This window comes from Microbacterium sp. LWO14-1.2 (assembly GCF_038397715.1).
GTDB lineage: Bacteria > Actinomycetota > Actinomycetes > Actinomycetales > Microbacteriaceae > Microbacterium.
Map to the genome: position 1 here is coordinate 3,294,496 of NZ_CP151633.1, position 11,819 is coordinate 3,306,314.

At 69.1% G+C, this 11,819-nt stretch carries 11 protein-coding genes; 7 read left to right on the forward strand and 4 right to left on the reverse strand.

Annotated features, from left to right (window positions below):
• Positions 1–34: 34 nt before the first annotated feature.
• The gene (locus MRBLWO14_RS15865; RefSeq protein WP_341934054.1) at positions 35–1,867 is read right to left on the reverse strand and encodes a long-chain fatty acid--CoA ligase; all 1,833 of its coding nucleotides are present in this window, start codon (positions 1,865–1,867) and stop codon (positions 35–37) included.
• A 151-nt stretch (positions 1,868–2,018) separates the two neighbouring features.
• On the opposite strand from MRBLWO14_RS15865, the gene MRBLWO14_RS15870 reads away from it, so the two are divergent.
• Both MRBLWO14_RS15870 and MRBLWO14_RS15875 read left to right on the forward strand, forming a co-directional pair.
• Positions 2,019–2,717, forward strand: a complete 699-nt coding sequence (locus tag MRBLWO14_RS15870) for a lysophospholipid acyltransferase family protein (RefSeq protein WP_341934055.1) — start codon at positions 2,019–2,021, stop codon at positions 2,715–2,717.
• A 38-nt stretch (positions 2,718–2,755) separates the two neighbouring features.
• Entirely contained in the window at positions 2,756–4,096 is a 1,341-nt protein-coding gene (locus MRBLWO14_RS15875) for a 3-deoxy-7-phosphoheptulonate synthase class II (RefSeq protein ID WP_251588837.1), read from the forward strand.
• Positions 4,097–4,175: 79 nt separating this feature from the next.
• Here the strand turns inward: MRBLWO14_RS15875 and pknB are convergent, their stop codons facing one another.
• Together pknB and MRBLWO14_RS15885 are read right to left on the reverse strand one after the other, a co-directional pair.
• Positions 4,176–6,122, reverse strand: a complete 1,947-nt coding sequence (gene pknB, locus MRBLWO14_RS15880) for a Stk1 family PASTA domain-containing Ser/Thr kinase (RefSeq protein ID WP_341934056.1) — start codon at positions 6,120–6,122, stop codon at positions 4,176–4,178.
• Positions 6,123–6,201: 79 nt separating this feature from the next.
• Complete coding sequence (locus MRBLWO14_RS15885) at positions 6,202–7,386, reverse strand: LysM peptidoglycan-binding domain-containing protein (protein WP_341934057.1); 1,185 nt, start codon at positions 7,384–7,386, stop codon at positions 6,202–6,204.
• A 133-nt stretch (positions 7,387–7,519) separates the two neighbouring features.
• Here MRBLWO14_RS15885 and MRBLWO14_RS15890 point away from each other — a divergent pair, with 133 nt between their 5' ends.
• Positions 7,520–7,888 (forward strand): Rv2175c family DNA-binding protein, encoded by a 369-nt coding sequence (locus MRBLWO14_RS15890; RefSeq protein ID WP_341934058.1) that lies wholly within the window; start codon positions 7,520–7,522, stop codon positions 7,886–7,888.
• A gap of 33 nt (positions 7,889–7,921) precedes the next feature.
• Here the strand turns inward: MRBLWO14_RS15890 and MRBLWO14_RS15895 are convergent, their stop codons facing one another.
• Positions 7,922–9,010, reverse strand: a complete 1,089-nt coding sequence (locus MRBLWO14_RS15895) for a polyprenyl synthetase family protein (RefSeq protein ID WP_341934059.1) — start codon at positions 9,008–9,010, stop codon at positions 7,922–7,924.
• Between the two features lie 97 nt (positions 9,011–9,107).
• Here MRBLWO14_RS15895 and MRBLWO14_RS15900 point away from each other — a divergent pair, with 97 nt between their 5' ends.
• The 4 genes from MRBLWO14_RS15900 (at position 9,108) to MRBLWO14_RS15915 (ending at position 11,799) form a co-directional block, all read left to right on the forward strand.
• Positions 9,108–9,482, forward strand: coding sequence for a DUF3040 domain-containing protein (locus tag MRBLWO14_RS15900; RefSeq protein ID WP_341934060.1), 375 nt, complete (start codon positions 9,108–9,110; stop codon positions 9,480–9,482).
• Between the two features lie 265 nt (positions 9,483–9,747).
• Positions 9,748–10,179, forward strand: a complete 432-nt coding sequence (mraZ, locus tag MRBLWO14_RS15905) for a division/cell wall cluster transcriptional repressor MraZ (protein WP_067120554.1) — start codon at positions 9,748–9,750, stop codon at positions 10,177–10,179.
• A 115-nt stretch (positions 10,180–10,294) separates the two neighbouring features.
• Positions 10,295–11,230 (forward strand): 16S rRNA (cytosine(1402)-N(4))-methyltransferase RsmH, encoded by a 936-nt coding sequence (gene rsmH, locus MRBLWO14_RS15910; protein WP_341934061.1) that lies wholly within the window; start codon positions 10,295–10,297, stop codon positions 11,228–11,230.
• On the forward strand, positions 11,227–11,799 hold the full coding sequence (locus MRBLWO14_RS15915; RefSeq protein ID WP_341934062.1) for a hypothetical protein: 573 nt from the start codon (positions 11,227–11,229) through the stop codon (positions 11,797–11,799). The genes rsmH and MRBLWO14_RS15915 overlap by 4 nt, the downstream gene beginning before the upstream one ends.
• Positions 11,800–11,819 lie beyond the last annotated feature (20 nt).

Consider the following 11,819-nt stretch of genomic DNA (forward strand, 5'->3'; position numbering starts at 1 on the left):
GGCGGGTTCGGGCGGAAGGGGGTGGCTCGGCGGCTCAGCCGCCGATGGCGACGTTGGTGGTCGACACGGGCTCGTCGTAGATCGCGGCGATCTCGTCGGCGAAGTCGTTCATGATCACGTTGCGCTTGATCGACAGCTTCGGCGTCAGGTGGCCCGATGCCTCCGTCCACTCGCTGTCGAGAATCGTGAACTTGCGGATCGACTCCGCGCGGGAGACGCGGGTGTTCGCGGCATCCACCGCGCTCTGCACCTCTGCGCGGACCGCCGCGTTCTTCGCGGCCTCGGCGAGAGGCATGTCCTTGTCGAGGCCGTTGTTGGCGAGCCAGGTCGGCAGCATCTCGGGGTCGAGGGTGACGAGCGCCGAGATGAACGGGCGCTGGTCGCCGACGACGACCACCTGACCGATGATCGGGTTCGCGCGGATCGGGTCCTCGAGCGCTGCCGGGGCGACGTTCTTGCCGCCGGCCGTCACGATGATCTCCTTCTTGCGCCCCGTGATGGTCAGGAAGCCCTCGGAGTCGAAGCTGCCGATGTCGCCGGTGCGGAACCAGCCGCCCTCGCTGAAGGCCTCGGCCGTGGCCTCGGGGTTGTTCCAGTACTCGCGGAAGACGTTGATGCCGCGCACCTCGATCTCGCCGTCGTCGGCGAGGCGCACGCCGACGCCGGGGAGGGCCGGGCCGACCGTGCCGATCTTCGACTTGTCGGCGAGGTTCACGGTCGCCGGCGCGGTGGTCTCGGTGAGGCCGTACCCCTCGAGGATCACGACGCCGAGGCTGTGGAAGAAGTGACCGAGGCGCGAGCCGAGCGGCGCCGATCCGGACACGGCGTACACGACGCGGCCACCCATGGCCTCGCGCAGCTTGCCGTAGACGAGCTTGTTGAAGAGGGCGAACTTGAGTCGCATGCCGAACGGGATGCTCTTGCCCTGCTCCAGCAACTTCGAGTGCTCGATCGCGACCTCGGCGGCCGCGCGGAAGATCTTGCCCTTGCCCCCTGCTTCGGCCTTCTGCTCGGCGGAGTTGTAGACCTTCTCGAACACGCGAGGCACGGCGAGGAGGAAGGTCGGCTTGAACGAGCCGAGCGCCGGCAGCAGCTGACGCGTGTCGGGCTGGTGCCCCGTGCGGACGCCGGCGTGCACGTTGAGGATGGAGATGAACCGCGCGAAGACGTGCGCCGTCGTGATGAACAGAAGGGTCGACGAGCCCGGCGTCTGCACGACCTCGTCGAGCGCCTTGGCGGAGTTGCGGGCGAGCTCGACGAAGTTGCTGTGCGTGAGAACGCAGCCCTTCGGACGGCCGGTGGAGCCGGAGGTGTAGATGAGGGTGGCGATGTCGGAGCTGACGGCGATGCTGCGCAGTCGCTCGATCTCCTCATCGGTCACGGATGCGCCCTGCGCGGTGAGCGTGTCGATGGCTCCCAGGTGCAGCTGCCAGACCTCGCGCAGCAGCGGCAGATCGCCGCGGACCTCGTCGACGCGTGCGAAGTGCTCCGGCGACTCGACGATCAGAGCGATGGCGCCGGAGTCCTCGAGGATCCACTGGATCTGGGCGGGGGAGCTCGTCTCGTAGATCGGCACCATCACCGCGCCCGCGTAGAAGAGGGCGAAATCGACGAGCGACCATTCGTACGTGGTGCGGGCGAGGAAGCCCACCTTCTCGCCGGGCTGGATGCCCGCGGCGACGAAGCCCTTGGCCAGCGCGATCACCGCTGACTGGAAGTCGGATGCGGAGATGTCGCGCCATCCGCCGTTCTCCGGGACCGCGAAGAGTGCACGGTCGGGGGTGGCCTTGACGCGCTCGACCAGCAGATCTGAGATGTTCGCGTCGGGGTCGGCGGGGACGACGGCGGGGACTTCAAACTGGACCACGGCAGCTCCTTCGGTACCGGTCGGGCACGGGGTTGCTCCCGAGTCTAGGGCATGGAACCGGGTCGCACGAAGGGTGGAACTCAGTCGCCTCCAGACGCTCGCGAGAGCCCGACGCTGGCGCACCGGGCGCGCGGCGCTAGACTGCACATCGATGTTCTACTGGCTGATGAAGTACGTCGTGATCGGCCCCGTGGTCAAGGCGGTGTTCCGTCCGTGGATCGTGGGGCGCGGCAACGTGCCCCGGACCGGCGCGGCGATCCTCGCCAGCAATCACCTGTCGTTCGCCGACTCGATCTTCCTGCCCCTCATGATCGATCGGTCGATGTCGTTCCTCGCCAAGAGCGACTACTTCACGGGCCGCGGCCTCAAGGGGTGGGCCACGAAGTTCTTCATGAAGGCGACGGGCCAGATCCCGATCGACCGCTCGGGCGGCAAGGCGTCGGAGGCGTCGCTCAACACCGGCCTGCAGGTGCTCGGCGGCGGAGACCTCCTCGGCATCTACCCGGAGGGCACGCGCAGCCCCGACGGCAAGCTCTACCGCGGCCGCACCGGTCTCGCTCGCATGGCGCTCGAGGCCAAGGTGCCCGTCATCCCCGTCATCATGGTCGACACCGACACCGCGATGCCGATCGGGCAGCGGCTGCCGCGCGTCGTGCGCGTCGGCATCGTCATCGGAGAGCCCCTGGATTTCTCGCGCTACGCGGGCATGGAGAACGATCGCTACATCCTCCGCTCCGTCACGGACGAGATCATGGTCGCCCTGCAGCGACTCGGCGAGCAGGAGTACGACGACGTCTACGCGTCGACCGTGAAGGACCGACTGCCGGTGCGCGTCACACGACGCTCCTGAGGCGTCTGCGACCCGCCGCGCCCAGTAGGCTGGGAGCCATGCTCCAGCACCACATCGACGCGCTCGACGCGTGGCGTTCGCTCCCGATCAAGCAGCAGCCTCAGTGGCCCGACGCCGAGCGCGTGGCCGAGGTCTCCGCTCAGATCGCGGCGCTCCCGCCCCTGGTGTTCGCCGGCGAGGTCGACAACCTCCGCGATCGTCTCGCGCGCGCCGCCTCCGGACAGGCGTTCCTGCTCCAGGGCGGCGACTGCGCCGAGACGTTCGCCGGCGCCACCGCAGACCAGATCCGCAACCGCATCAAGACGGTCCTGCAGATGGCGGTCGTGCTGACCTATGGCGCGTCGATGCCGATTGTGAAGATGGGACGCATGGCGGGGCAGTTCGCGAAGCCCCGCTCCAGCGACACCGAGACCCGCGGCGACGTCACTCTGCCCGCCTACCGCGGCGACATCGTCAACGGCTACGACTTCACCGAGGGCTCGCGCCAGGCCGACCCCGGCCGTCTGCTCCAGGGCTACCACACCGCCGCGTCGACCCTGAACCTCATCCGTGCCTTCACGCAGGGTGGCTTCGCCGACCTGCGCGAGGTGCACTCCTGGAACAAGGGCTTCGCGCAGAACCCGGCCAACCAGCGCTACGAGCGCATGGCGGCCGAGATCGACCGCGCCATCAAGTTCATGGAGGCCGCCGGCGCCGACTTCGACGAGCTCAAGCGCGTCGAGTTCTTCACCGGGCACGAGGGTCTGCTGATGGACTACGAGCGTCCGATGACCCGCATCGACTCGCGCACGGACACCCCGTTCAACACGTCGGCTCACTTCCTCTGGATCGGCGAGCGCACGCGCGAGCTCGACGGGGCGCACGTCGACTACTTCTCGAAGATCCGCAACCCCATCGGTGTGAAGCTCGGCCCCACGACCACGCCCGAGACGGCGCTCGCGCTCATCGACAAGCTCGACCCGAACCGCGAGCCCGGCCGGCTGACGTTCATCACGCGCATGGGTGCGGGCAAGATCCGCGACGCGCTGCCGCCGCTGCTCGAGGCCGTCCGCGATTCCGGGGCGCAGCCGCTCTGGGTCACCGACCCCATGCACGGCAACGGCATCACGACCCCCACCGGCTACAAGACCCGTCGCTTCGACGACGTGGTCGACGAGGTCCGCGGGTTCTTCGAGGCGCACCGTGCGGTCGGCACGTTCCCCGGCGGCATCCACGTCGAACTCACGGGCGACGACGTCACCGAGTGCCTCGGTGGCTCCGAGCAGATCGACGAGGCCGCTCTCGCCACTCGCTACGAGAGTCTGTGCGACCCGCGTCTCAACCACATGCAGTCGCTGGAGCTGGCGTTCCTCGTGGCCGAGGAGCTCGAGAAGCGCTGACGACAGCGTCCATAACGACCGAAGGCCCTCCCCGGATCGGGGAGGGCCTTCGTCGTCTGCGGCGGACGATGGATGCCGTTCAGCCGCTGAGCTGGATGGAGAGCTTGACGGTCCCTCCGCGGGGGAGCTGCTTGTCGGCCCCCGGATCCTGCGCCGTGACCTTCGCCAGATCGGCGAAGCCGGGCAGGTCGCCCCAGGCGGCGTAGGTCGCGGTGAAGCCCGCACCCTCGATGATCCGCTTGGCCTCGACGAGCGTCTTGTTCGTGACGTCGGGCACGGGGAAGAGCTCGGGCCCCTTCGAGACGATGAGCTGCACGGTGTCACCGGGACGCCAGTTGCCCTCTTCCGCGCGGTCGGACACCCCGATGACGAGATCCTTCTGGAGCTTCTCGCTGAACGCGTAGACGATCTCCGGGGAGACCTGCAGCTGCTTGTCGGTGAGCGTCGTCGTGGCCTGGTCGACCGACATCCCGCTCACGTCGGGGAACGGGCCGGCCGAGACGTACAGCTCGACGGAGTCGTCCTCGAGGAGGTCGCATCCGTCGCCGCAGTTGTAGACCTCGCCGCCGTCGCGCGGGGTCACGAAGGCGTTGATGACTCGGCCGGCTTCCGCGTCGGAGAAGAGGAGCAGCGGCTGCTCGGCCACGTTGACCCTGATCTCGCCGAGGTAGTCCCTGGCCTCCTGCTCGGTCTTGCCGTTGAGGGCCTCTGCGGTGTGGCTGGCCGGGCCGATCGAGATGATCACCGTGACCTCGGCGCCCTTGTCGAGACGCTGACCCTTTTCGGGGTCGGTGCGGATCGCCTGGTCTCTCGCGACCTCGATCGAGTTCTCCTCACCGCGTACCGGGACGAAGCCCTCGTCGGTCAGAGCCGACGCCGCGTCGTCGTAGGAGAGTCCCGCCACGTCGGGCACGGCGACGAGCGAGCCGGGGCCGGAGCCGAACCACCACCCCACACCGCCCGCGACGGTGGCGAGCAGCAGCACGAGGGTGAGGAGCAGGGCGCCGCGTGCACGGCGACGAGAGGAGCGCCGCCGCAGCAGGGTGGCGTTGTCGACGGCCTGCGGCGCCGGAGCCGTCGGGTCGGTGAGCACCATCGTGCTCGGCATGATCTTGGTGAGCTCGGCGGAATCCGCCTGCGAGCGCTGTGGAGCGGTCGCCGCAGCGACGGCGGGCGCGATGCCCAGGTCGCGCTCGATCTCGCGCAGGCGCTCGAGCATCTGCTGGGCGTCGTCCGGTCGCTCGTCCGGCGACTTCTCCGTCGCCCACAGCACCAGCTCGTCGAGCTGCTCAGGGACCGCCGGATTGCGCACACTCGGCCGGGGGACCGACTCTGTCGCATGCTGGAACGCGATCTGCATGGGCTGCTCGCCCTTGTACGGCTGCTCGCCGACGAGCATCTCGTACAGCATGATCCCGAGCGCGTAGATGTCGCTGCGCGCGTCGGCCGTGCCGCGGGTGACCAGCTCCGGCGCCAGGTAGGCGATGGTTCCCAGCAGCTGCTGCCCGGTCGCGGTGTTGGCGGTGGTGGCGCGGGCCAGACCGAAGTCGCCGATCTTGATGCGTCCGTCCTCCGCGAGGAGCACGTTCTCGGGCTTCACGTCGCGGTGGACGATGCCGGCGCGGTGCGCGGCCGAGAGGCCCGCGAGCACGGCATCCATGATGGTGACCGTCTGCGGGACCGTGAGGCGCTTCTGCTCGCGAAGCAGCTCGCGCAGAGTGATGCCCGGCAGGTACTCCATGACCAGGTATGCCAGCTCGCCGTCCTGCCCCTGATCGAAGACGTTGACGACGTGCGGGTCGGCCAGACGGGCAGCTGACCGTGCCTCCTGGATGAACCGGCTCTGGAAGGACGAGTCGTCGCTGAGGTGCGCGTGCATCACCTTGAGGGCGATTCGACGCTCCAGGCGGAGGTCGGTCGCGACGTACACGGTGGCCATGCCGCCGCGGGCGATCCGAGCGCGGACCCGGTACCGACCGTCGACAAGCCGCCCGATGAGGGGGTCGGCCTGCTGATTGGTCGTCACGTCAAGATTCTATTGAGGACTGCCTGAAAGCTCCGGGAACGGCTCGCCCTCTGCTCCTGCACGTTTGCCCGGAACCCGGTCATCCGTACTGCGCGAGCCATTGGTACGCCTGCGTCTCCCACAGCCCGTAGCGCTCGGGGTAGGCGGAGATCTGAACGGCCTGCGCGGCATCGGTGAAGCGCATCGACTCCCACCCGGGGATGTCGAGCAGGCCGCGGGTGGACTGACCGTTGGGGTCGCCGGCCCCGCCGAAGAACACGCGCGTGCTGCGGTCGGCATCGAGGATCTGCTCCGCCGAGCCCCACCCGGTGCTCGGTCGCTGCTGGAAGAGCCCGAGCGAGTCGCGGTCGCCCCACGAGAGGTTGCGCATGCTCGACTCGACCATCGCGGTCGCGAGTCCGATCGCGATCGCGCGATCCGAGACGCCGAGCTGCCGGCCGATGCGGATGATGAGGGCCGCGTTGCCGGCCTGCTCCGCGTCGAGGGAGGCGAAGGACTGCGACGGAGCGGTCGGGGCCGGTGCGGGGGCCGCCGCCGGGGCAGCGACCGGCGCTCCGCCGACGGCGATGCTCTGCCCGGGATAGATGATCGACCCCGACGACAGGCCGTTGAGGGCGAACAGCGCGGCCGTCGTCGTGCCGTATTTCTGGGCGATGCCGAACAGCGTGTCTCCCGCGGCCACGACGTGCGTCTGCGCCGCGGCCGCGGGAGGCGGAGCCACGGGGGCCGCGACGGCGGGGGCGGGAGCAGCGGCGCCGGAGACCGACAGCGTCTGGCCCGGATAGATGACCGAGGCGCGGGTGAGACCGTTGGCCGCGAGCACGGCGTCGACCGTGGTGCCGTACTTCTGCGCGATGCCGAAGACCGTGTCACCGCTGACCACGACGTGAGAGGCGCCCGCGGGCGCGGCGGTGACCGAGACCGGAGCCGCAGGGGCGGCGGTCGTCCCGCTGAGGGCCAGCGACTGGCCGGGGTAGATCACCGACCGCCAGGTGAGCCCGTTCCAGGCGAGGACATCGACCGTGCGGAGGCCGAACTGTCGGGCGATCGACGAGACCGTGTCGCCGGGTTGCACCACATAGCTGGCGGGAGTCGTGGTCGCGGGGACGATCCGGCCGGGGCCCGCCTGCATCCGTTCGATCGGAGCGGTGGTGTCGGCCTGGGCCGGGACGACCGCGAGGGGACCGGTGAGGGATCCGATGACCGCGGCGGGCACTCCGATCTGCAGGTATCGAGCGCGACGGCGTGCGAGTGGCTGTCTCAAGGCTTCCCCCTTGTTCGGCGTCTGCCTACGCTGACACGCGAGTAAACAGAAGTCAACAGAAGTGACGCATGTGACGGAAGTGATTCAGGCGGGGCGCGAGCGATCGATCCGAGGAGATGAGATAGTGAACAGCGTGTCTGAGCAGTCTGAGAACCACCTTCCCGAGAACGGCGCCACCCCGACCGAGTGGCTGACGATGCCCGACCTGGTCGAAGTGCTCGGTGAGCCGCTCGGCCGCGTCCGTCGCCTCATCGACGAGCACTACCTCATCGGGTCGCGTCGATCGGGCGTCTTCGCGGTGCCGTCCGTCTTCATTGTCGACGGCCACCCGCTCTCGTCCCTGCGCGGGACCGTCATCGCACTGCAGGACGCGGGCTTCACCGACGACGAGGTCGTCGACTGGCTGCTCGCCGACGAGGAGACGCTGGGCCGCTCGCCGATCGCCGCGCTGCTCGCCGGCCACAAGAGCGAGGTCCGTCGCATCGCGCGCACCCTCGCCTGATCGATCGGCGGTGTGAGGTCGCCGGATCCGGGTTCAGGCTGCGCGCACGGTCGCTGCGCGGGCGAGATCGCGCAGGTCTCCGACGGCTGCGTTGTCGAGGCGAGCGCCCGAGAGCGCGCGGTCGGCCTCTTTCGCGTAGTCGTCGATCATCGACTCCACCCGATCGAGAGCACCCGACTCGGCGATGGTCGCCTGCAGGAAGCCGATCTGCTCGGGCGTGAGCTCGGGGTCGCCGAGCATCTCGTCGAACAGGTTGCGCGCCGAGTTGTCGAGAGTCTGCCGCGTGAGCGCGACGAGGACCGTGCGCTTTCCCTCACGGAGATCGTCTCCGGCGGGCTTGCCGGTGACGGCCGCATCGCCGAACACCCCGAGCACGTCGTCGCGCAGCTGGAAGGCCATGCCCACGGGGTGCCCGAACCGACGCAGGGCGCGCAGCTGCTCCGCATCGGCCTCGGCGACCGCCGCGCCCAGCACGAGCGGCTGCTCGATGCTGTACCTCGCCGATTTCAGCGACACCACCCGCAGCGCGCGTTCGACGTGCGACTCGGTGGCGTTCACGCTCCAGGCGGACTCTTCGGCGATGTCGAGGAACTGACCGACCGTGACGTCCCGCCGCATCCGCGCGTACTCTCGGCGGACGGTGCCCGCGTGGGGGAGGGAGTCGACGGCATCCTCGAACAGGTCGTCGCTCCAGGCGACGAGCAGGTCGCCGAGGAGGATCGCGGACGAACGGCCGAATGCGGCGGCGTCGCCGGTCCATCCTGCGTCGCGATGAGACGCCTCGAGCGCACGATGCGCTGCCGGGCGTCCGCGACGGGTGTCCGAATTGTCGATGATGTCGTCGTGCACGAGGGCGGCGGACTGGAAGATCTCCAGTGCGGCGCAGACGTCCCACAGCGCATCGTGCTCAGCCGCAGCGCGGTCGCGCTGGCGAGCCACCGACCGCCACCCGGCATGGCAGAAGCGCGCGCGCAGTCGCTTGCCGCCGACGAGGGTGTCTGCGCCGGATTCGACGAGGGCGGCGGCATCCGGTCCGTAGGCGACCGCCTCCGCGCGCATCCGGTCGAGGAACAGCTGCAGGCGGGCGGCCACCGCATCGGGCACGAGGGAGGGGGTCGGCACGACTCCCAGCATACGTAAAGCCAATGAGGGGGCTCTTCACTAGCCCGCGACCTCATACCGCGCGTAGAATGAGGAGACCATACCCGAGGGGGACGAAATGCCACTCTCCGAACAGGAGCAGCGTCTGCTCGATGAGATGGAGCGCCATCTCCTCCACAATGACGCCGATGTCGTGAGTGCGCCGTCAGGCGACCGAGCACTCAGCTATCGCAATCTCGTGTACGGAGCGCTCCTGCTCCTCGCCGGTGTGGGCGGGTTGATCGTCGGCGTCATCCTCGGTGACGTGTGGGGTGTCGTCGTCGGGGTCATCGGGTTCGCCGCGATGCTCGGCGGCGTGATGCTCGCCGTGACGCCCGTGCGACGCACGGCATCGTCGACCCCCACGGAACGCGCCCCCAAGCAGGCGCGCGGATCGGCCTCCTTCATGGATCGTATGAACGACCGCTGGGATCGCCGCCAAGACGGTCGCTGACCTCCTCTTCTTCTCGAAGGCCCGGATGCTCTGAGCATCCGGGCCTTCGTCGTCTCCGGGTGCTGTCGTGGGAATTCCCTCCACCTGGCCTCCACCGTCCTCCACTCACCGACATCCGCGCCATTCCGGGGCTCCGCCGTCGTGCCCTGAGGGTCCTGCCTGCTCTCGCGCCCTCTCCGGACAATTCGTCATAGGTTTGTGGAGGAAAGTGGAGTAAAGTGGGGCGCACCTCGAAGTTGGCCGGACGAAGAGGGGGTGATGGCCGATGCTGCTGGGTACGCACTCTCCGAAGCTGGACGACAAAGGGCGGGTCATCCTCCCTGCGAAGTTCCGCGAAGACCTCGGTGGCGGCATTGTCGTCACGCGTGGCCAGGAGCGCTGCCTCTACGTCTTCAGCACGGCCGAGTTCGAGGCGATGCACGAGCGGATCCGTCAGGCGCCGCTCGCCAACAAGCAGGCGCGCGACTTCATGCGCCTGTTCCTCTCCGGAGCCAGTGCGGAGATGCCCGACAGTCAGAACCGCATCACCATCCCCGCGCACCTCCGCCAGTACGCGGGCCTGCAGAAGGAGCTCATCGTCACCGGAGTCGGCGCCCACGCCGAGATCTGGGATGCCGAGAGCTGGAACGCCTACCTCGCCGCCGGCGAGGAGTCCTACGCCGACCTGGAGCAGGAGGTGATTCCGGGACTGTTCTGACCACGGCTGTGATGCCCCGCCGCTCCCGCCCCGACACACTTCCCCGGTGCCGGGTCGAGAAGCGGAGGGGGATCAGGGCCCTGGTCTCCGAGACAGAGGTCACCCGAGAAAGATCATGAACCTCCGCGACATCCACACCCCGGTCCTGCTCGAGCGCTGCATCGAGTTGCTCGCCCCCGCCCTCCAGCGCGACGGGGCGATCCTCGTCGATGCCACTCTCGGCATGGGAGGGCACTCCGAGGCGCTCCTGGAGCGGTTCCCGAACATCCGGCTCGTCGGACTCGACCGCGACACCGACGCCCTGCGCATCGCGGGGGAGCGCCTCGCGCGCTTCCGCGATCGCATCACCCTCGTCCACACCGTGTACGACGAGATCGGGCTCCACGCGCAGGGCGCCTCAGGCATCCTGTTCGACCTCGGCGTCTCCTCGCTGCAGCTCGACGAGGCCGATCGCGGTTTCGCGTACTCGAAGGATGCCCCGCTCGACATGCGGATGGACCAGACCAAGGGAGTGACGGCCGCCGAGGTCGTCGCGACCTACAGCGAAGGCAATCTGCGTCGGATCTTCGAGCGTTACGGCGAGGAGAAGCTCGCCGGGCGCTATGCCCGCTTCATCATCGAGGCTCGTCAGCAGAAGCCGATCACGCGATCGGGCGAGCTCGTCGAGATCCTCATCGCCGCGACACCCGCCGCAGCGCAGCGTGCCGGTCACCCCGCGAAGCGCGTCTTCCAAGCACTGCGGATCGAGGTCAACACCGAGCTCAGCGTGCTGGCGGACGCCATCCCCTCGGCCATGGACTCCCTCGCCGTCGGAGGTCGGATCGTCGTGATGTCGTACCAGTCCCTCGAGGACCGGCTCGTGAAGCAGGCGTTCGCGGCGGGCGCCGCCTCCACGGCTCCGAAGGGCCTTCCCGTGGAACTGCCCGAGCACGCACCGCGCTTCCGCATCATCACCCGCGGCGCGGAACTGGCCGATGACGACGAGCGGGCACGCAACCCCCGCGCGATCCCCGTGCGCCTGCGTGCCGCGGAGAAGGTACGTGACGCATGAGCCTCACCGCAGCAGCCCGGGCGCCACGGACCGTCGAGAAGGAGGCGCCGGCACGCGCGCCGCGTCGGCAGCTCCAGCCCGTCACCGGCACGCCCAAGCGGCGCAAGCCGAAGCTGGCGTACGCGCTCGTCGCCCTCGCCGGTGCCATGGCGATCGGTGCCGCGCAGATCGGACTGTCGCTCGCCATCACGCAGGACTCGTTCCTGCTCGCCAGCCTCACCTCGCAGCAGCACGATCTCGACCTCCGCACCGACGCGCTGCAGGAGGACCTCACGGGTCTCAGCTCCCCGCAGGCGCTGGCGACCGGTGCGGCATCGCTGGGAATGGTCGTGGCAGGCACCCCCTCGTACCTGCGTCTCAGCGACGGTGCCGTCTTCGGTCAGGGGACGGGCGCCGGCGGCATGTCGACGATCGACCCGAACGGAGCCGGTGCGGTCGGGAACGCGCTGCTCCAGGCTCCGGTCGCCGAGACGACGACGGACGACGCCGCCGACGCCACGGCCGGGCAGACGCAGCAGGAGCTGCCGCCGGCGATCACCGACGGCCTCCCCAGCCCCACGACGCGCTGAACCCACGACCACGATCTGAC